Source organism: Kluyvera sp. EC_51, from assembly GCF_019584505.1.
Classification (GTDB): domain Bacteria; phylum Pseudomonadota; class Gammaproteobacteria; order Enterobacterales; family Enterobacteriaceae; genus Kluyvera; species Kluyvera sichuanensis.
The window spans coordinates 14,954-33,738 of sequence record NZ_VDAG01000036.1; the positions used below are offsets into that span (position 1 = coordinate 14,954).

General features: G+C 55.3%; 20 protein-coding genes. 7 read left to right on the forward strand and 13 right to left on the reverse strand.

Annotation, left to right across the window (positions count from 1 at the left end; all coding sequences use genetic code 11):
• The first annotated feature begins 3 nt into the window (after positions 1 to 3).
• The 5 genes from folX (at position 4) to FHC49_RS10015 (ending at position 2,901) form a co-directional block, all read left to right on the forward strand.
• Complete coding sequence (folX, locus tag FHC49_RS09995) at positions 4 to 366, forward strand: dihydroneopterin triphosphate 2'-epimerase (RefSeq protein ID WP_185666796.1); 363 nt, start codon at positions 4 to 6, stop codon at positions 364 to 366.
• 21 nt (positions 367 to 387) lie between these two features.
• The gene (locus FHC49_RS10000) at positions 388 to 1,284 is read left to right on the forward strand and encodes a TIGR01777 family oxidoreductase (protein WP_220439674.1); all 897 of its coding nucleotides are present in this window, start codon (positions 388 to 390) and stop codon (positions 1,282 to 1,284) included.
• Positions 1,285 to 1,515: 231 nt separating this feature from the next.
• Positions 1,516 to 1,746, forward strand: a complete 231-nt coding sequence (locus FHC49_RS10005; RefSeq protein ID WP_185666794.1) for a hypothetical protein — start codon at positions 1,516 to 1,518, stop codon at positions 1,744 to 1,746.
• Between the two features lie 17 nt (positions 1,747 to 1,763).
• Entirely contained in the window at positions 1,764 to 2,321 is a 558-nt protein-coding gene (locus FHC49_RS10010) for an AlpA family transcriptional regulator (RefSeq protein WP_185666793.1), read from the forward strand.
• Between the two features lie 67 nt (positions 2,322 to 2,388).
• Positions 2,389 to 2,901 carry a GNAT family N-acetyltransferase gene (locus FHC49_RS10015; RefSeq protein ID WP_220439675.1) on the forward strand — a complete coding sequence of 171 codons (513 nt, stop codon included), beginning with the start codon at positions 2,389 to 2,391 and terminating at the stop codon, positions 2,899 to 2,901.
• A gap of 13 nt (positions 2,902 to 2,914) precedes the next feature.
• Here FHC49_RS10015 and hisP read toward each other — a convergent pair whose 3' ends face one another.
• The 7 genes from hisP to FHC49_RS10050 form a co-directional block, all read right to left on the reverse strand.
• Complete coding sequence (gene hisP, locus FHC49_RS10020; RefSeq protein ID WP_185666791.1) at positions 2,915 to 3,688, reverse strand: histidine ABC transporter ATP-binding protein HisP; 774 nt, start codon at positions 3,686 to 3,688, stop codon at positions 2,915 to 2,917.
• Positions 3,689 to 3,695: 7 nt separating this feature from the next.
• Positions 3,696 to 4,412, reverse strand: a complete 717-nt coding sequence (locus FHC49_RS10025) for an ABC transporter permease (protein ID WP_220439676.1) — start codon at positions 4,410 to 4,412, stop codon at positions 3,696 to 3,698.
• The gene (locus FHC49_RS10030) at positions 4,409 to 5,095 is read right to left on the reverse strand and encodes a histidine ABC transporter permease HisQ (protein WP_185666789.1); all 687 of its coding nucleotides are present in this window, start codon (positions 5,093 to 5,095) and stop codon (positions 4,409 to 4,411) included. Before FHC49_RS10030 ends, FHC49_RS10025 begins: the two co-directional genes overlap by 4 nt.
• A 64-nt stretch (positions 5,096 to 5,159) precedes the next feature.
• Positions 5,160 to 5,942, reverse strand: coding sequence for a histidine ABC transporter substrate-binding protein HisJ (gene hisJ, locus FHC49_RS10035; protein ID WP_035892515.1), 783 nt, complete (start codon positions 5,940 to 5,942; stop codon positions 5,160 to 5,162).
• A gap of 221 nt (positions 5,943 to 6,163) precedes the next feature.
• Positions 6,164 to 6,946, reverse strand: a complete 783-nt coding sequence (argT, locus tag FHC49_RS10040; protein ID WP_220439677.1) for a lysine/arginine/ornithine ABC transporter substrate-binding protein ArgT — start codon at positions 6,944 to 6,946, stop codon at positions 6,164 to 6,166.
• Positions 6,947 to 7,238: 292 nt separating this feature from the next.
• The gene (locus FHC49_RS10045; protein ID WP_220439678.1) at positions 7,239 to 7,808 is read right to left on the reverse strand and encodes a UbiX family flavin prenyltransferase; all 570 of its coding nucleotides are present in this window, start codon (positions 7,806 to 7,808) and stop codon (positions 7,239 to 7,241) included.
• Between the two features lie 41 nt (positions 7,809 to 7,849).
• Complete coding sequence (locus FHC49_RS10050) at positions 7,850 to 8,863, reverse strand: LacI family DNA-binding transcriptional regulator (protein WP_185666786.1); 1,014 nt, start codon at positions 8,861 to 8,863, stop codon at positions 7,850 to 7,852.
• 345 nt (positions 8,864 to 9,208) lie between these two features.
• On the opposite strand from FHC49_RS10050, the gene FHC49_RS10055 reads away from it, so the two are divergent.
• Both FHC49_RS10055 and FHC49_RS10060 read left to right on the forward strand, forming a co-directional pair.
• Positions 9,209 to 10,612: an MFS transporter gene (locus FHC49_RS10055; RefSeq protein WP_220439679.1), complete on the forward strand. Its 1,404-nt coding sequence runs from the start codon at positions 9,209 to 9,211 to the stop codon at positions 10,610 to 10,612.
• A gap of 7 nt (positions 10,613 to 10,619) precedes the next feature.
• On the forward strand, positions 10,620 to 12,587 hold the full coding sequence (locus FHC49_RS10060) for a glycoside hydrolase family 127 protein (RefSeq protein ID WP_220439680.1): 1,968 nt from the start codon (positions 10,620 to 10,622) through the stop codon (positions 12,585 to 12,587).
• 73 nt (positions 12,588 to 12,660) lie between these two features.
• Here the strand turns inward: FHC49_RS10060 and purF are convergent, their stop codons facing one another.
• The 6 genes from purF to FHC49_RS10090 all read right to left on the reverse strand — a co-directional run bounded on the left by purF (position 12,661) and on the right by FHC49_RS10090 (position 18,766).
• Positions 12,661 to 14,178, reverse strand: a complete 1,518-nt coding sequence (purF, locus tag FHC49_RS10065) for an amidophosphoribosyltransferase (RefSeq protein WP_185666783.1) — start codon at positions 14,176 to 14,178, stop codon at positions 12,661 to 12,663.
• Positions 14,179 to 14,211: 33 nt separating this feature from the next.
• Positions 14,212 to 14,700 (reverse strand): colicin V production protein, encoded by a 489-nt coding sequence (cvpA, locus tag FHC49_RS10070; protein ID WP_185666782.1) that lies wholly within the window; start codon positions 14,698 to 14,700, stop codon positions 14,212 to 14,214.
• A 287-nt stretch (positions 14,701 to 14,987) separates the two neighbouring features.
• Positions 14,988 to 15,665, reverse strand: coding sequence for a cell division protein DedD (gene dedD, locus FHC49_RS10075; protein ID WP_185666781.1), 678 nt, complete (start codon positions 15,663 to 15,665; stop codon positions 14,988 to 14,990).
• Positions 15,655 to 16,923, reverse strand: a complete 1,269-nt coding sequence (gene folC / locus FHC49_RS10080; protein WP_220439681.1) for a bifunctional tetrahydrofolate synthase/dihydrofolate synthase — start codon at positions 16,921 to 16,923, stop codon at positions 15,655 to 15,657. Before folC ends, dedD begins: the two co-directional genes overlap by 11 nt.
• Positions 16,924 to 16,996: 73 nt before the next feature.
• Positions 16,997 to 17,911 (reverse strand): acetyl-CoA carboxylase, carboxyltransferase subunit beta, encoded by a 915-nt coding sequence (gene accD, locus FHC49_RS10085; RefSeq protein ID WP_035892521.1) that lies wholly within the window; start codon positions 17,909 to 17,911, stop codon positions 16,997 to 16,999.
• Between the two features lie 195 nt (positions 17,912 to 18,106).
• Positions 18,107 to 18,766 carry a DedA family protein gene (locus FHC49_RS10090; protein WP_220439682.1) on the reverse strand — a complete coding sequence of 220 codons (660 nt, stop codon included), beginning with the start codon at positions 18,764 to 18,766 and terminating at the stop codon, positions 18,107 to 18,109.
• Positions 18,767 to 18,785: the final 19 nt, after the last annotated feature.

Genomic DNA, 18,785 nt, shown 5'->3' on the forward strand with positions numbered 1-18,785 from the left:
GCAATGTCTCAGTCTGACGCCATCATTCGCATCAAAAATTTACGCCTGCGTACGTTTATCGGCATTAAGGAAGAGGAGATTGCCAACCGCCAGGACGTGGTTATCAATCTTGAAATTCGCTACCCGGCGGAAAAGTCACGCAGCAGCGAAGATATTAACGACGCGCTGAACTATCGCACCATTACCAAGAGCATTATTCGTCACGTGGAGAATAACCGCTTCTCTTTACTGGAAAAATTAACTCAGGATGTGCTCGATATCGCACGCGAACATCACTGGGTCACTTATGCTGAAGTGGAAGTCGATAAAGTTCACGCGCTGCGCTATGCCGATTCGGTATCCATTACCCTGAGCTGGCAACGCTAAGCGCTCCCTTCGGGAGGTGGCATGAAAATTCTGATTACCGGCGGCACCGGGCTGATTGGCCGCCATTTAATTCCGCGTTTACTGACGCTCGGGCACACGGTCTGCGTGGTGACTCGCTCCCCGGAAAAGGCCCGCCAGACGCTCGACCCGCGCGTCGAGCTGTGGCCCGGGCTACAGAACATGTCATCGCTCGACGGCATTGATGCCGTTATCAATCTTGCCGGTGAACCCATCGCCGACAAGCGCTGGACGGCACAACAAAAGCAGAAACTGTGCGACAGCCGCTGGGGCATCACCCAGCGAATCAGCGATTTGATTCAGACGAGCGCGACGCCCCCTTCGGTGCTGATTTCTGGTTCGGCCACCGGCTATTACGGTGACCTCGGCGAGGTCGTGGTGACGGAAGAGGAGCCACCGCATAACGAGTTTACCCATAAACTGTGCGCGCGCTGGGAGCAGATAGCCTGCACGGCGCAGGGCGAACACACCCGCGTCTGTCTGCTGCGCACCGGCGTGGTGCTGGCACCGAAAGGCGGCATCCTCGCTAAACTCCTGCCGCCTTTCAGACTCGGTCTCGGCGGCCCTATTGGCAACGGCCGACAGTACCTGGCGTGGATCCATATTGACGATATGGTCAACGGCATTCTCTGGCTGCTGGATAACGATTTACGCGGGCCTTTCAACATGGTTTCTCCCTACCCGGTGCACAACGAGCAGTTTTCCCATGCGCTGGGTCAGGCGCTCAATCGCCCGGCCATTCTTCGCGTTCCCGCCACCGTGATACGCCTGCTGATGGGCGAATCCTCAGTGCTGGTATTAGGCGGACAGCGCGCGTTCCCCAAACGGCTTGAAGCCGCTGGGTTCGCGTTTCGCTGGTACGATTTAGACGAAGCGTTGGGTGATATTCTCGCCCACTGATGCCCCACACGATGGTGATAGCGCCTGGCCATCACCATACTTTTCCTGCTTCTCCCACTTCTGGAATCCGCCACGCATTCCTGTTAACGGGAGCATCTCCCTCTGATACAAACGTGAAGCCGATTCCAACGCGTTATCTCCCGCTTTGTCATAACAGCCCAATGCATATTATTGCGCCAGCTTACTGTTGACATTGGTCAACAAAATATCGATACTCTGCGGGAAACATTGATGAAGGAACATCCAGATAAGCATATCAGGGCGGCCATTGATTACGCGCTACAACGTGGTTGGTTGTTTATCACCAGCGGTAGAAGCGCCCATTGTTTTGGTCGGTTGCAGTGCGGCACGGCTGAGCATCGGGATCATATGATGAGCATATGGTCGACACCTGCCGTACCGCTGCATCACGCACGGCAAATCATGCGCATGGTCGATCGCTGCCAGCCCAAACATTCGTAGAGCAAGGGAGAAACGGAATGCCATTATTTAACTTCACGCTGACGCTATCGGGCGTCAGTCGCAGCACGCCAAATCTTGAAGAGGCGTTCTATCATGCACATTGCGATGATGCACTGATCTGCTTTTACGGGACGGCGGTCTATCTCGATTTTGACCGGGAAAGCGACACACTGGAGCAGGCCATTCTTTCCGCCATTCGCGACATTGAATCCGCCCCCTCACTCAATGCGCGGGTCGAATCGGTCGACTCGACCCTGGTCGGGCTTAGCGATATCGCCGAACTCACCGGCGTCTCCCGCCAGGCGATTTCACTGCTTAAAGACGGCGCTCGCGGCGGCGGTCAGTTTCCCGCACCCATTCAACGCGTCAAGGGTAACTCCCCGCTTTGGCGGTGGCAGACGGTCGTGCAATGGCTGGTGACGGAGGGTCGCATCGCCGAGACTTCACCAATGGTTGCGCATGCCCGCACGTTGGATAGCCTGAACCTGGCACTCCAGCTTCGCGCCTCTCAGGAGAGCAAAATGGTATTGCACTATTTCCAGCGTCTGGAACACACGACCGCCTTCAGTGGCTAATTCCGTACTATTCCATCATCTCGAGTGCTAAAGTACAGCCTCAGATTTGGCTTAATGGCATAGGGAAATGGTAACCCTCACCACCCGGCGACTACGGCTTTCTCCCTTCAATGACAGCGACTGGCCCTTCTTCCTTCAACTGCGACAAAACCATGAGGTAATGCAGTTTATGGGGGAAATGCTGGAGGAAGCAGCGATACGTGCAATTTTTGCCCTACGCTGCAACTCCCCCTCGATCTTTGTTATCCGCGATGAAAACGGTATGCCGCTTGGCGATATAGGGCTGCAGATCAGCAGTAAAAATCCCCACGAAGCGGACGTTGGCTACGCGCTATTGCCAGAGGCGCAAGGCAAAGGGTTTGCCAGCGAGGCGCTCCGTGCAATATGCGATTATGGCTTTCAACAGCTTGGTCTATGGGCCATTAATGCCTGGGTACTAGGCGATAATCAAGGTTCGGCAAGGCTGCTGGAAAAGCACGGTTTTATCCGCACGCAGGTGCTGACAAAAGCTTATAGGCTGAACGGCAAGGATTACGATGACTGGGTCTATCGGCGGGAAAGCGCCCCCACGCACGCGTGAGGGCGAATGAAGCTTACTTTAAGGCGCCACTGAGGAACTGCTGCAGGCGTGGGCTCTTCGGATTGCCAAACACCTCTTCCGGGTTGCCCTCTTCCTCAATTTTGCCCTGATGCAGGAAAATCACGTGCGATGAAACATGGCGGGCAAAGCCCATTTCGTGGGTCACTACCACCATGGTTTTCCCCTCTTCCGCCAGCTTCTGCATAATGCGCAGCACCTCGCCCACCAGCTCAGGGTCAAGCGCTGAAGTGGGTTCATCAAACAGCAGCACTTCCGGCTCCATCGCCAGCGCACGGGCGATGGAAACGCGCTGCTGCTGGCCACCGGACAGGTGCACCGGGTATTTGCCCTGCTGGCGTTCATCAATACCGACTTTCGTCAGGTATTTCACCGCGCGATCGCGCGCTTCTTGCTTGCTCAGGCCGAGGACCTGAATCGGCGCTTCCATGACGTTTTCCAGCACCGTCATGTGACTCCACAGGTTGAAGTGCTGAAACACCATCGTCAGGCGCGTGCGCAGCAGGCGAAGCTGGTTTTTATCCGCCACCTTCAGCTGACCATCGTTATCGCGCACCAGACCGATGTTCTCACCGTTAACGATAATGGTGCCTTCGCTTGGCTTCTCAAGGAAGTTAATGCAGCGCAAAAAGGTACTCTTACCGGAACCGGACGATCCGATAATGCTGATCACATCTCCGGCGTTGGCCTGCAGCGACACACCCTTCAGCACTTCGTGCTCGCCATAGCGTTTGTGCAGGTCGATTACGTTTAGTTTTTTATCAGACATCATATTCTCAGTGCGTAGAAGACGGTTTCATGTGCTGTAGCCAGCGTTTTTCCGCTTTGCGGAACAGACTAATCAGTACATAAGAGATGGCCAGATAGAGTACCGCCGCAATACCAAAGGCGGTAAAAGGTTGATAGGTCGCCGAGTTAATATCACGCGCAATCTTCAACAAGTCAGGCACGGTAGCGGTAAACGCCAGCGCCGTCGAATGCAGCATCAGGATAACTTCATTGCTGTAAGCTGGCAGCGCAATGCGCAGCGCCGATGGCAGAATGATGCAGCGATAAAGCTTAAACGACGACAAACCATAGGCGCGCGCGGCTTCCACTTCTCCCGCCGGAACCGAGCGAATTGCCCCGGCAAAAATTTCGGTGGTGTAGGCGCAGGTATTTAACGTTAAGGCCAGCACCGTACAGTTCAGGCCGCTGCGGAAGAAGGCGTTTAACAGCTCCGTGCCTTTGACGATTTCCAGCGTATACATGCCGGAATAGAACACCAGTAGCTGCACGTAGAGCGGCGTACCGCGGAAAATATAGGTAAACAGCCAGACCGGGAATTTGATGTATTTATTGCTGGAGACGCGAGCAATAGCCAGAAACAGCGCCAACACGCCGCCCATCACCACCGACAGCACCAGCAGCCATAGGGTAATCGCCACGCCGGTAAAGCGATAGCCATCCGTCCACAGCAGCGATTTCCAATACTCCTGAATGATCTCAATCACAGGTCAGCCCTCTTCACGCCCACGGAGTAGCGGCGTTCGAGCAGCAGCAACACGCCATTGGAAACGGTAGTAAACAGCAGATAAATCAAGCCACAGACGATAGCGAAGTAGAACGGTTCCCAGGTGCTTTTACCGGCAAGTTGGGTCGCTTTAACCACATCTTCCAGACCCAACAGCGAGACCAGCGCGGTCGCTTTGAGGATAACCTGCCAGTTATTGCCAATGCCCGGCAGCGCATAGCGCATCATCGCGGGAAACAGAATACGACGGAAGGTTTGTGCCCCGGTGAAGCCAAAAGCCGTCGCGGCTTCAATATGACCTTTTGGCACCGCCATAAACGCGCCGCGGAAGGTTTCGGTGAAATAGGCCCCGTAGATAAAACCGAGGGTGATGATACCGGCGATCATCGGGTCAATATCAAACTGCGCCAGCCCGAGCGCGTCGGTCAGCACGTTAAGCGCCATCTGCAGCCCGTAGAAAATCAGCAGCATCAGCACCAAGTCTGGCACGCCACGAATCAGCGTGGTGTAGCCCTCAAAAATTAACGCCAGTACGCGATTTCGGGAGAGCTTCGCTCCCGCGCCAACCAGACCTATGAGCACGGCAAGAACCACTGAGCTGATAGCCAGCTCAAGGGTGACAAGAGCGCCCTGAAAAATTACCTGTGAAAACCCGTACAGCATGCTGCCAGTCCTGTCTTTACGCCCACCGTTTTGTGCGTGCAAAACGGTGGGTTACTCGTGATGATTACTCGCCGTAAACGTTAAAATCGAAGTACTTCTTCGCCAGCTTGTCGTAGGTGCCGTCGGCACGCATGTCAGCAAACGCTTTGTTCAGCGCGTTCAGCAGCTCGGTATCGTCTTTACGCAGACCCATACCGGTACCTACACCGAATAGCTTCACGTCTTTAATGGACGGGCCGCCGAACTGGTAGTCTTTACCGATAGGCTGTTTCAGGAAACCTTCACTCGCCGCCACTTCGTCCTGGAACGCGGCATCAATACGGCCAGCGGTCAGGTCAGAGTAGATATTGTCCTGTCCCTGGTAGGAGACAATTTCAATACCTTTCGGCGCCCAGTGTTCGTTACCGTACGTCTCCTGAGTGGTACCCTGCAGTACGCCCACGCGCTTGCCTTTCAGCGTGGCGAGGTCTGGCGTAATTGGAGAACCTTTTTTCACCACCAGACGGGAGTCAGCGGCATAGAGTTTGTCGGTAAAGGCGATTTCCTGCTGACGTTTTTCGGTGATCGACAGCGAGGACATGATGGCATCGATTTTCTTCGCTTTCAGCGAGGGGATCAGGGCGTCCAGCGGGTTTTCCACGAAGGTACATTGTGCCTGGATGCGCTTACACAGCTCTTTTGCCAGATCAATGTCGAAACCCACTAATTCACCCTGTGCATTCTTTGATTCGAACGGTGCATACGTTGGGTCAGTACCGATACGCACTTTTTGCGGGATTGCTGCAAATGCGCTTGATGCAGAAGCAAGCGCTAATACCAGAGAAAAAGACAACGCCAGTTTTTTCATATCATCCTCTACAAGCTGTGATTCTTGTGTGTTTTTTAGAAATAATCTGAGCAGTTATCGTGCCATCTTTCGCCCCTTCAAGGCAAAGCATTCTGCCCTTCAGGCTGGCTTTTTTCTCATTTAAAATGCTTAATTATGCAACCTCGCGCAACTTACGAACAAAAAACGCACCATCGTGGTGCAAGGGCAAATATATGCACCACGATGATACATGCGACCGGTTAGTCGCCGTAGACGTTGAAGTTAAAATACTTCTTCGCCATCTTGTCGTAGGTGCCGTCCGCGCGCAGTTCCGCTAACGCTTTATCGAACGCCGCTTTCAGCTCGACGTCATCTTTACGCAGCCCAACGCCGGTGCCGTCACCAAAGTACTTTTTGTCTTTAACTGACGGGCCAGCAAACTCAAAATCTTTACCGGCAGGCTGTTTCAGGAAGCCTTCGCTGGCGGCGACTTCATCCTGCAATGCCGCGTCCAGACGGCCTGCGGCCAGGTCTGCATAGATCAGATCCTGGTTTTGATAGGCCACCACGTCCACGCCTTTGCTGCGCCAGTTTTCATTGGCGTAAGCTTCCTGGGTAGAACCCTGAAGCACGCCGATGTGCTTGCCTTTCAGCCCGTCCAACGTCGGTTTAACCGAGGAGCCTTTAGCGGCAATCAGGCGGGAGTCTGCCGCGTACAGCTTGTTGGAGAAGGCAATCTCCTGCTGGCGCTTTTCGGTGATCGACAGCGAAGAGATAATCGCGTCAATTTTCTTCGCCTTCAGTGAAGGGATCAGCGCGTCAAAATCGCTGCCAACCCAGGTACACTTGATGCTGGCGCGTTTACACATCTCGTTGCCCAGATCGATATCAAAGCCAATAAAATCGCCTTTGGCATCTTTCGATGAGAACGGTGCGTAGGTGGTATCGGTACCGATGCGGATGCTCTGTGGCAGTGCGGCAAATACGCTGGAGGCGCTGCTGAGACCCAGCAGCAAAGAGAGAGCCAGAACCGTCTTTTTCATACGTTCCCCTATTAAACCGTGATGTCGTTAACTGCTAATAGTTATGTTGTGTTGTGTTTGCAAAACCTACTCTGCATCTTCCGTGCCATCTTTAACGCTGCGAAACCCCACAATGTTAAAAATGTTAACAAAAAGATAACGAGAGGTGATCATCAGGAAAGATATCAGCCACAGCGTATAAATCGAGCACAAAAGTGCAAACGGGATGATTAAATATCGAGGATTTGATCGGTGTTACACAATTGCCCTGAAACAGGGCAAAAGCGACATCATGCACAAGGGTGGCGCAGCGCTATGCGCCGGTCCAGCGGGTAAAGAGATCTTCAGGCAGGGTGATATCAAACAGATCGAGTACGCGGTTAACGGTCTGGTTAATCACGTCGTCCAGCGTTTGTGGGCGATGATAAAACGCTGGCACCGGCGGCATGATCACCGCGCCGATTTCCGCTGCCTGAGTCATCAGGCGAAGATGGCCTAAATGCAGCGGCGTTTCGCGCACGCACAGCACCAGCAGGCGGCGCTCTTTGAGCACCACGTCAGCGGCGCGGGTCAGCAGGCCATCGGTATAGCTGTTCACAATGCCGGAGAGCGTTTTTATCGAGCACGGCAGGATAACCATACCGGCAGTTTTGAACGAACCGGAAGAGATGCTAGCGGCAATATCGCGCGCATCGTGCACCACGTCCGCCAGCGCCTGAACCTCACGCACAGAGAAGTCCGTCTCCAGCGCCAGCGTCTGTCTTGCCGCCTGACTCATCACCAGATGCGTTTCGACGTCCGCCACGGTTTGCAGCACCTGCAACAGGCGCACGCCGTAAATAGCGCCGCTTGCGCCGGAAATACCAATGATGAGTCGTTTCACACGGACCGTCCTGTAGCCATAATGGGGCAAACTTTGCCGGATTACGGTGCCAGACGCAACCGCAACGCGTCGCTATCCGTCACCGAACTGCCGCGCGCCACCAGCCTAACCGGTAGCAGCAGGTTACGTTCACTTTCATCGTTCATCAGTAACTGGAAGGCATCGCGCCCCAGTTCACGTTTATCGACCGCTACCGTGGTCAGCGGCGGGTGGGCCCAGGCCGCAGCGTCGATGTCATCGAAACCGACGATGGCCACCTCTTCCGGCACGCGAATTCCCCGACGGGCACATTCGCGCATTGCCACCAGCGCGGCTACGTCGTTGTAGGCAAAAATCGCATCCGGCGGCTGTGGTAGCGCCAGCAATCGAGACATTCCTTCGACCAGCGCCTGCTCAATCTCTTTTATCGGCGGCACCTCAACGCAGTATTCTGGCGCAAGCGTCAGCCCGGCATCAAACAGCGCCTGCTGATAGCCCTCGACGCGCTGACGAATACTGTAGTGGCGCTGTGACGTTCCCAGAAACGCAATACGGGTTCTCCCCTGCTCCAGCAGATGACGCGTGGCAATGAAGCCGCCGTGAAAGTTATCCGGGTTAACGCAGGGAAAATCCGCTGCCCATAAATCGACCAGCGCCACCGGCAGCGCGGTCTGCCGAAGTTCGGCCAGCACTTCCGGCTCAAGGTAACCCGCGCACACCAGCGCATCCGGCTGGTGCAGTTGAATCAGTTCAGATACCGAATCCTGCGGGCCAATTGGCTGAAAGCTCATAGCGATGTCATTTTCCCGGCAGGCATCCGCCACGCCCAGCATCACCGTTGAGTAGAACGGCAGCGCGCTGGCGATATTGTGCTCCCGGTGGAGTAAAAACATCAGCCGCTTGATACGCCCGGTGCGCAAGCGGCTAAAGTCATAACCTTCCGCCTGGGCAATCGACAAGATACGTTGCCGCGTTTCATCGCTCAGCCCCGGCTGCCCTTTCAGAGCGCGGGAGACCGCCGCAATGGAAACGCCGCACGCCGTGGCAATATCTTTGATTCTAATTTTCTTCGCCATTCCGTTCGCTTCCGACTGTTAGCTATCACGCCCGACAGAGGATACCACGCGACTCTTTCGGCCCGTAGATTAAGTTTTATATTTACTAAACAAACTTACGAAAAAACGCCAATAACCACCAGAAATGACTTTTAAATCGACAATATCAGTTAAATTTGTGATACATATCTCTAATTAATATTTATTTATAGTAAAAATAAGATCGAATTCACCCTTTAAAACGTACGCTATATACCCAAGTTTCGCTCAGGATCTATGCTCAGCACCGTTAGTTATTTACTAAAAATCGTCAGAGATACGCCGTAATGACTTTTTGAATCATCACACCCTGTTCGAGGATTGGTTATGACCATTGCTGATAACCTGGATACTGATGTACAGACCGTTGATGCGGGAGAGACGCTCTCTACCCGCGAAAAGATAGGCTATGGATTAGGCGATGCCGGTGGGCATTGCATCTCAGATTTGATTAGCGGCTTTTTACTCTTTTTCTACACCGACGTTTTTGGGTTAAGCCCGGCCATCGTCGGCGCCATGTTCTTTACCCTGCGTATCTTTGATGCCGTTTCCGATCCCGTGATGGGGGTGATTGCCGACCGTACCCGCAGCCGCTGGGGGCGCTTTCGTCCGTGGCAGCTGTGGACTGCCGTACCGCTTGGCGTGATCGGTATCCTGACCTTTACCGTTCCGGACATGAGCGCGAACATGAAAATCGCGTGGGCGTTCGGCACCTACTTCCTGCTCTCCATCGGCTATACCGCCAACAACGTGCCTTACTGCGCGCTGATTAATTCCATCACTAACCGCCACGATCAGGTGATGTCCTGCCAGTCCTGGCGCTTCGTGTTAAGCGGCATTGCCGGTTTCCTCGTCTCCGTCGGCCTGCCGTGGATGGTGGAATTCTTTGGTCAGGGCAACCTGGCGAAGGGTTATCAGTATGGTGTCACCGTGCTGTGCACCATCGGCATGGTGCTGTTCCTGCTGTGCTTCTTCTGGGTGAAAGAGCGTGTGCCGCTATCGCTGGCGGGTAACTTCACCCTGCGCGAACACCTGGCTGGGCTGCGCAAAAATGACCAGTTGCTGATGATGCTGATCATGTCTTTCCTGCTGGTGAATATTCTCTGTATTCGCGGCGGCGGCTACATGTACTTCATCTCCTACGCGCTTGAGGGCGGTGCCGGGTACATGTCGATGTTCTTCGGTATCCTCACGATCTCCGGGATTGCCGGGGCGATCGTCGTCAACCCGCTCTCTCGCCGCGTTGATATGGTGCGACTCTACTACTGGACTAACCTGGTGCTGGTCGCGTTCGGGATTGGCATGTACTTCCTCCCGGTTGGCCCGCAGTACCAGGTGCTGTGGCTGGTCTGCATTGCGGTTAACAGCGTGATTCAGGGCTTCACCCTGCCGCTGCACTTCTCGATTATGGCCTTCGCCGACGACTACGGCGAATGGAAAACCGGCGTGCGATCTTCCGGGATGAACTTCGCCTTTAACCTCTTTTTCATCAAGCTCTCCTGGGCCTCTTCCGGCGGCATTATCAGCCTGATCCTGATTATGGTGGCCTATCAGCCGGGGCTTGGGAACCAGACGCCAGCATCTATCCATGGCATCACCCTGCTGCAAAGCCTGGTGCCAGCCGCATTCCACTTCGTGCTCGCCATGTGCCTGCTGAAGTGCCGTCTTAACGGCCCAATGATGAACCGTATTTCTACCGACCTTCACCAACGCCATTCACACATTTCCTGAGGTAAACATGATGCAGTCTGATGTGATTGAAGCCGATCTGAACCGAATCACCATTACCGACCCGTTTTTAGGGGAATATCAGCGCCTCATCCGCGACGTGGTTATCCCTTATCAATGGGAAGCGCTGAATGACAATCTTCCGGAGGCGGAACCGAGCCACGCGCTGGCAAACTACCGCATTGCCGCCGGTATTGAACAGGGTGATTTTTATGGCATGGTCTTTCAAGACAGCGACGTCACCAAATGGCTGGAAGCGGTTGCCTGGTCACTCAGCCAGAAACCTGACGCCCAACTGGAAAAGACCGCCGATGAGGTGATTGAACTGCTAGCGCAGGCGCAGTGTGAAGATGGTTATCTGAATACCTGGTATACCGTAAAAGAGCCGGGCTTACGTTGGACCAACGTGGCAGAGTGCCATGAGCTTTACTGCGCCGGGCACCTGTTCGAAGCGGCGGTGGCGTTTTACCGCGCCACCGGCAAGCGTCGCCTGCTCGATATCTCCTGCCGCTTTGCCGATCACATCGACACGGTTTTCGGCCCCAACCCCAATCAGCTGCGCGGTTATCCGGGGCATCCGGAAATTGAACTGGCGCTGATGCGTCTGTATGAAGTAACAAAAGAACCGCGCTATCAGGCACTGGCCCGCTTCTTCGTTGAAGAGCGCGGTCAGCAGCCGTACTACTACGATATTGAGTTTGAAAAACGCGGCGGCACTCGCCACTGGGTGGGCTGGGGCGATGCCTGGCCGGGCATGATTAAGGACAAATCGTACACCCATGCGCACAAGCCGCTATCCGAACAGCACGAAGCAGTAGGCCACGCCGTCCGCTCGGTCTATCTGATGACCGGGCTGGCGCATATCGCCCGCATGACCCACGACGAAGATAAGCGCCAGACCTGTCTGCGCATCTGGGACAACATGGTGCAGCGCCGCATGTATATCACCGGCGGCATCGGTTCACAGGGGATTGGCGAAGCGTTTACCAGCGACTACGACCTGCCGAACGACACCGCCTATGGTGAAAGCTGCGCCTCGATTGGCCTGATGATGTTCGCCCGCCGGATGCTGGAGATGGAAGGCGACGCCCATTACGCCGACGTGATGGAACGGGCGTTCTACAATACGGTGCTCGGCGGGATGGCGCTGGACGGTAAGCACTTCTTCTACGTCAACCCATTGGAGACGCACCCGAAAAGCATTCCCCATAATCATATCTACGATCACATTAAACCGGTTCGCCAGCGCTGGTTCGGCTGCGCCTGCTGCCCGCCGAATATTGCTCGCACGCTGGTCGCCATCGGTCACTACATTTTCACTCCGCGCCCGGATGCGCTGTTCATCAACTTCTACGCCGGTAGCGAAGCGCAGTTCACGGTGAACGAGCAGACGCTGGCGCTCAAAATCGAAGGCAACTACCCGTGGGATGAAGAGGTGAACATTCGTTTCGCGCATCCGCAAGCGGTTGAACACACCCTGGCGCTGCGTCTGCCGGAGTGGTGTGAAGCGCCGAAGGTGCTGGTCAACGGTCAGCCGGCGGTGGGTAACACGATCAACGGTTACCTGCATCTGCACCGTGAGTGGCAGGAAGGTGACGTGATTACGCTGCACCTGCCGATGACCATCCGCCGCGTCTACGCCAACCCGCTGGTACGCCATGCAGCCGGAAAAGTGGCCATTCAGCGCGGGCCGCTAGTCTACTGCCTGGAAGAGGCGGATAACGGCAGCGAACTGCATAACCTGTCGCTGCCAAAAGAGAGTGCCTTCCGTGAAATTCAGGGCGTGGGGGTATTGAAGGGTAAAATTCTGTTGCAGGCGGAAGGGTTACGCGTGCTGACCGCGCAGGAGGACAAGTCGCTCTACAGCTTTGATAATCGCCAGACGGCGGTAGAAAAGCAGACGTTAACCTTTATTCCGTGGTTTAGCTGGGCCAACCGTGGCGAAGGCGAAATGCGGATTTGGGTGGACGAGGCGTAAAACGCCTCGGCCGGGCTACGTGGGGTGCGTAGCCCGGCCGAGCGAAAGCGACGCCGGGAAAATACCGTCGTACTTACCCTTCGTTATGCATCTCTAAATTTTCCACTTCATTCTGCAGCTGTACCGCTTTCGCGTCGTCATTGCGCAGAGAGTCGAGGAAATCGAGATAGGTCTGGTCAACGTCTTTGGTCACGTACACGCCGTTGAATACCGAGCATTCAAACTGCTGAATATCCGGGTTCTCCGCGCGAACTGCATCAATCAGATCGTCCAGATCCTGGAAGATAAGACCGTCGGCGCCGATGATCTGGCGAATCTCATCCACTTCACGCCCGTGGGCAATCAGCTCGGTGGCGGTTGGCATATCGATACCGTAGACGTTCGGGAAACGAATTTCCGGTGCCGCAGAGGCCAGATAAACCTTCTTCGCCCCGGCTTCACGCGCCATCTCAATAATCTGCTCAGAAGTGGTACCGCGCACGATGGAGTCATCCACCAGCAGCACGTTCTTATCGCGGAATTCAGCGCGGTTAGCGTTGAGCTTGCGGCGAACGGATTTACGACGCAGCTGCTGGCCCGGCATGATAAAGGTACGGCCCACGTAGCGGTTTTTCACAAAGCCCTGACGGTATGGTTTACCGAGAATACGAGCAATTTCCAGCGCGATATCGCAGGAGGTTTCCGGAATTGGAATCACCACGTCGATATCCAGATCTTCCCATTCACGCGCAATCTTCTCTCCGAGCTTGGTACCCATGTTCACACGGGCGCTGTAGACGGAAATTTTGTCGATAAAGGAGTCTGGACGCGCGAAGTAGACGTATTCGAACAGGCACGGGTTGCTCACCGGGTTGTCAGCGCACTGACGGGTGAACAGCTGGCCGTTTTCGGTGATGTAGACCGCCTCGCCCGGCGCAACGTCGCGCAGGAATTCAAAGCCGAGGGTGTCCAGCGCCACGCTTTCGGAGGCCACCATATATTCGGTGCGACCGTCGCCGATATCACGCTTGCCCAGCACCAGCGGACGAATACCGTTCGGGTCGCGGAAGGCCACCATGCCGTGACCGATAATCATCGCGACGCAGGCATACGCACCGCGAATCTGGCGGTTGGTTGCGGCGATAGCAGCGAAGATATTGTCGGCTTCCAGCGGGTAATGACGGAAGTTATCCAGCTCGCTCGCGAAGATATTGAGCAGGATTTCAGAATCGGAGGTGGTGTTGATGTGGCGGCGTTTTTCTTCAAACAGCTTTTGACGTAACTCGTGCGCATTGGTCAGGTTACCGTTATGCGCCAGCGTAATGCCGTACGGGGAGTTAACGTAAAAAGGCTGGGCCTCAGAGGCGCTGGAGCTGCCCGCCGTTGGGTAACGCACGTGGCCAATACCCATGTTGCCCTGCATACGCTGCATGTGGCGGGCTTCAAAGACATCGCTCACCAGACCGTTCGCTTTACGCAAGCGGAAGCAGTTGTTGGCATCAATGGTGATGATGCCAGCGGCATCCTGTCCACGGTGCTGCAGCACCGTTAGCGCATCATAAATCGACTGGTTTACCGGCATGACACCGGCGATACCGACAATACCGCACATACGTCTTTTCCTCGTTAAGCAACGACCCAAAGCTTATACTTTGGGCAAGAAACTTGACGAGCTTTGAAGGTATTCAAAAAACCATCTGATAACCGGTGAGAAATAGGGAATAAACTGCGAATGCTGCCAGTCATCGCTTTTGGCCATCCCGGTAAAGGTGTCAAGGAAGAACAAGATAGCGGCGATAATCAGCACCCCACGTAATGCGCCGAAGCAGATCCCCAATACCCTGTCTGTACCCGACAGACCGGTCTTTTCCACCAGCTGGCCTATCACAAAGTTGACGATAGCGCCGACGATGAGCGTCGCGATGAACAGCGCCGCAATAGCAATCCCATTTCGAACCCGTTCGTCCTCAAAGCCCGTAAACCAGACTGACAGGTCAGTGTAGTAATGGCTGGCAACGTAGAAGGCACAGCCCCATGTTACCAACGATAATGCTTCACGAACAAAGCCGCGGATGAGGCTCACCAAGCAAGATAAGCCCAGCACCGCGATAATGGCGTAATCAATCCAGACCATATATGTCCCACGATTTTACGCCCTGTCATCCAGTTCGGGCGCATTCTAACAGAAAAAGAAAACGTTTGCGTAGGGATTTCCTTCCCCGGCGTAAATAAAAAATGGCGCTGAAAAAATATTCAACGCCATCGTTTTTTGGTCGTTTTCGGCGTTGTTCAACCCCCCTCACCCTAACCCTCTCCCCTAAGGGGAGAGGGGACCGTTGGGAGACGGCGACAAGTCCAGCACCAACTTTCTCCCTCGCCCCTCTGGGGAGAGGGCCGGGGTGAGGGGAAAAGACCCACGCCTTAGTTCGGCGTATATCCCATCACCACGCCGCTGAGCCCCGACAACCGATTCAGTTCACCAAGTGAACCTTTCAGCTTATCTTTCGAGGCATCCGGGCCGACCAGAATACGGGTGATTTTACCCTGAACGGGCGTCGAAGGCGACGTGTAGGCGTGATATCCTGCACCACGCAGACTCGCCACAATTTCGTTCACCTTATCCGCATTCTTCAATGCACCAAGCTGCACCACGTACGCTTTACCTACCGGTGCCGGTTTCTCTTCCGGCGCGGCTTTCGGCGGTGGCGTCGTTGCTGCGACCTGTTCAGCAACAGGCTGCGGTTTTGGTTTCGGTTTTTCTACTGGTTTTGGCTTCGGCAGTTCGGCGGCCGGCGGGATCTGTTCAAGATCGCCGTTGCCGTTAACGGCCAGACGGCTGGAGTCCAGCGACGGCGCAGCCGCGTCGCCTGCCCTCACCTCTTCTGCCGCCCCTTCAGGCGGCTGAGCAGGCAGCGCCTGCGTTGCCGTCGGCAGCATATCAGGTTCATCACGGTCCCCCGGTTTTGGCACCAGCGGAATCGCCGCAAACTCATCCTGATAATGCTTTTTTTGCCCGTCAAGCAGCCCTGGCAGCACAATGACCCCCAGCGCAACTAATACTATCGTCCCGACGAGACGGTTTTGAAACTTACTTGCCACCGGCACTCCCCGCGTCCAACGCTTCCATCACATGCGCTACCGTGTGGAACGAACCACACACCAGCACCGTATCTTCGGGCGCTGCGTCAGCTATGGCGGCATGCCACGCCTGCACGACGCTGGTAAAGACGGTCCCTGCGCGCAGATGCTCGCGCAGCTGTTCCGCCGTAGCACCGCGAGGTCCCTCGAGCGGCGCACAGTACCAGCTATCTACAACGTCCTCCAGACACGCCAGCGTACCGGCGATGTCCTTATCATGCAGCATACCAATAACCGCCAGCACTCGCCCAGTTTTCGGCAACGATTTGAGACGCCCGGCAAGATAGGCCGCGGCGTGCGGGTTATGTGCAACATCGAGAATCACGCGTGGCTCAAGCTGGATGGTCTGGAAACGGCCCGGCAGAATAGCGCTGGCAATGCCTTCACGGATCACCGCTTCACTCACCTCAAGCCCGCTGGCGCGCAGCGCGGCAAGCGCCGTAGCGGCGTTAGGCTGCGGCACGTTTGGCAACGGCAGGTTACGCAGTTCGCCCTGGGCGTCGCTGAAGGCCCAGCTATCGCCTTCGACGGTATAGCGCCAGTCAACATTACGCTGCAGCAGCAGTGCGCCCTTTTCATGGGCCACGTCGGCAATGGTATGCGGCATATCCGGCTCACCAACCACCGCAGGGCGGTTAGCGCGGAACACGCCCGCTTTCTCACGACCAATGCTTTCACGGTCCGGCCCCAGCCAGTCGGTATGGTCCAGCGCAATGCTGGTTACCACGGCGACGTTAGCATCAACGATGTTAGTGGCATCAAGACGACCGCCTAAGCCTACTTCCAGGATAACAACGTCAAGCTTTGCCTGCTTAAACAACCACAGCGCCGACAGCGTGCCGTATTCGAAATAGGTCAGTGAGGTATCACCACGCCCGGCTTCAATCGCCGCAAATGACGCGGTATGTGCGCTTTCGGCAAGCTCTGCGCCCTGCACGCGTACACGTTCGGTGTAGCGCACCAGATGTGGAGAGCTGTAAACCCCTACCTTATAGCCCGCCGCCATCAGGATAGTTTCCAGCGTGCGGCAGGTGGTGCCTTTGCCGTTGGTTCCGGCGACGGTAAAGACGAACGGCGCAGGCTGCAGCACGTCTAACTGACCGGCAACGCGGCTAACACGTTCAAGGCCGAGGTCGATGGTTTTTGAGTGGAGGTTTTCCAGATAAAAAAGCCACGTAGCCAGGGGCGACGTGGCCTGAGGAATAAGATTTTTGTCCATAGTGCCCGCAACATCCAACAACGGTGAATAAAAGCAAAAAGGGCAGAGCCACCCGGCCCTGCCCTTTGGATTATCAGGCCTCTGGTTCCTGATCCGGTACCGGTGGCACCACCACGCTTTCGCGCGGCGCGTCCGGGTTCGGTGCCGGGAGATTCATCAGCTTCGCCAGAATGCTAGCAAGCTTCAGACGCATTTCCGGGCGGCGCACGATCATGTCGATAGCGCCCTTCTCGATGAGGAACTCACTGCGCTGGAAGCCCGGTGGCAGTTTCTCACGAACGGTCTGTTCGATTACGCGCGGGCCAGCAAAGCCAATCAGCGCTTTTGGCTCAGCGATGTTCAGGTCGCCCAGCATCGCGAAGCTCGCGGAGACGCCACCCATGGTTGGGTCGGTCAGCACGGAGATATACGGTAAACCGCGTTCCTGCATTTTCGCCAGCGCCGCAGAGGTTTTCGCCATCTGCATCAGAGACATCAGCGCTTCCTGCATACGCGCCCCGCCGGAAGCGGAGAAGCAGATCAGCGGGCAGTTGTCTTCCAGCGCCTGTTCAACGGCACGGACAAAACGCGCACCGACAACAGAACCCATTGAGCCGCCCATAAAGGAGAACTCAAAGGCCGCACCGACAACCGGCATCCCGTGCAGGGTGCCTTTCATCACGATCAGCGCATCTTTTTCACCCGTCTCTTTCTGAGCGGATGCCAGACGATCTTTGTATTTTTTAGAGTCACGGAACTTCAGCACGTCTTTTGGCTCAAGTTCACTTCCCAGTTCAACCAGGGACCCTTCATCTAACAGGCTATGCAGGCGATTACGCGCTGACATACGCATGTGATGATCGCACTTCGGGCAAACCTCGAGGTTACGCTCCAGCTCAGCGCGATACAGAACCTGACCACAGCTATCGCATTTGGTCCACACCCCTTCCGGGATGCTCGCCTTGCGGGTAGGTGTGATATTGCTTTTAATTCGTTCAATCCAGCTCATTGATAACCTTTCTGCCTGAACCTGGTCGATGCCAGTTTTGCCATAAGGGGGCGCGCATAATGCCACTTTTGCCCCTCATAGACCATGAATGTTGCACATTAAAACATAACAGCCCGAAACTTGGCATAAAAAAGTGGTCGAACCGCGAAACATGTCGTAACAGGGCACGGCTGAATCGTGCCCCGCGTGCAGGGTTTATTTTGCCGCTTTTGCCGCCTTACGACGGTGGCGGATCACTTCAATCACGCCCGGCAATATCGACAGCACAATGATAGCGACAATCAGCAGCTTCAGGTTTTCCTGAACCACCGGCAGATCGCCAAACAGATAGCCCGCGTAGGTGAACAGCAGTACCCACAGCAGCCCGCCAGTCACGTTGTAGAGTGCAAAATGACGATAGGACATATGGCCCATTCCCGCCACAAATGGCGCAAATGTTCTGACGATAGGCACAAATCGCGCCAGAATAATGGTTTTTCCGCCGTGCTTATCGTAGAACGCATGGGTCTTATCGAGGTAGCTGCGACGGAAGATCTTCGAGTTTGGATTGCTAAACAGCTTCTCACCGAACAGCCGCCCAATGGTGTAGTTCACCGCATCCCCGACAATCGCCGCGATCACCATCAGCACCACCATCAGGTGGACGTTGAGATCGTTGGTTGGCAGCGCCGACAGCGCACCGGCAACAAACAGCAGCGAGTCGCCCGGCAGGAACGGCGTGACCACCAGCCCCGTTTCGCAGAACAAGATCAGGAACAGAATGGCGTAGACCCAGATGCCGTACTGCGCAACCAGCTCCGCCAGGTGCACATCAATGTGCAGGATGAAATCAATCAAAAAACGGATGAGATCCATATTGTCTTAGCCCTAAATG

What these genes read in the sequence shown, in the direction of transcription:
- folX (WP_185666796.1), top strand. Translation starts at nt 4, where the DNA reads ATGTCTCAGTCTGACGCCATCATTCGCATCAAAAATTTACGCCTGCGT.
- FHC49_RS10000 (WP_220439674.1), top strand. Translation starts at nt 388, where the DNA reads ATGAAAATTCTGATTACCGGCGGCACCGGGCTGATTGGCCGCCATTTA.
- FHC49_RS10005 (WP_185666794.1), top strand. Translation starts at nt 1,516, where the DNA reads ATGAAGGAACATCCAGATAAGCATATCAGGGCGGCCATTGATTACGCG.
- FHC49_RS10010 (WP_185666793.1), top strand. Translation starts at nt 1,764, where the DNA reads ATGCCATTATTTAACTTCACGCTGACGCTATCGGGCGTCAGTCGCAGC.
- FHC49_RS10015 (WP_220439675.1), top strand. Translation starts at nt 2,389, where the DNA reads ATGGTAACCCTCACCACCCGGCGACTACGGCTTTCTCCCTTCAATGAC.
- hisP (WP_185666791.1), bottom strand. Translation starts at nt 3,688, where the DNA reads ATGTCTGATAAAAAACTAAACGTAATCGACCTGCACAAACGCTATGGC.
- FHC49_RS10030 (WP_185666789.1), bottom strand. Translation starts at nt 5,095, where the DNA reads ATGCTGTACGGGTTTTCACAGGTAATTTTTCAGGGCGCTCTTGTCACC.
- hisJ (WP_035892515.1), bottom strand. Translation starts at nt 5,942, where the DNA reads ATGAAAAAACTGGCGTTGTCTTTTTCTCTGGTATTAGCGCTTGCTTCT.
- argT (WP_220439677.1), bottom strand. Translation starts at nt 6,946, where the DNA reads ATGAAAAAGACGGTTCTGGCTCTCTCTTTGCTGCTGGGTCTCAGCAGC.
- FHC49_RS10050 (WP_185666786.1), bottom strand. Translation starts at nt 8,863, where the DNA reads ATGGCGAAGAAAATTAGAATCAAAGATATTGCCACGGCGTGCGGCGTT.
- FHC49_RS10055 (WP_220439679.1), top strand. Translation starts at nt 9,209, where the DNA reads ATGACCATTGCTGATAACCTGGATACTGATGTACAGACCGTTGATGCG.
- FHC49_RS10060 (WP_220439680.1), top strand. Translation starts at nt 10,620, where the DNA reads ATGATGCAGTCTGATGTGATTGAAGCCGATCTGAACCGAATCACCATT.
- purF (WP_185666783.1), bottom strand. Translation starts at nt 14,178, where the DNA reads ATGTGCGGTATTGTCGGTATCGCCGGTGTCATGCCGGTAAACCAGTCG.
- cvpA (WP_185666782.1), bottom strand. Translation starts at nt 14,700, where the DNA reads ATGGTCTGGATTGATTACGCCATTATCGCGGTGCTGGGCTTATCTTGC.
- folC (WP_220439681.1), bottom strand. Translation starts at nt 16,923, where the DNA reads ATGGACAAAAATCTTATTCCTCAGGCCACGTCGCCCCTGGCTACGTGG.
- accD (WP_035892521.1), bottom strand. Translation starts at nt 17,911, where the DNA reads ATGAGCTGGATTGAACGAATTAAAAGCAATATCACACCTACCCGCAAG.
- FHC49_RS10090 (WP_220439682.1), bottom strand. Translation starts at nt 18,766, where the DNA reads ATGGATCTCATCCGTTTTTTGATTGATTTCATCCTGCACATTGATGTG.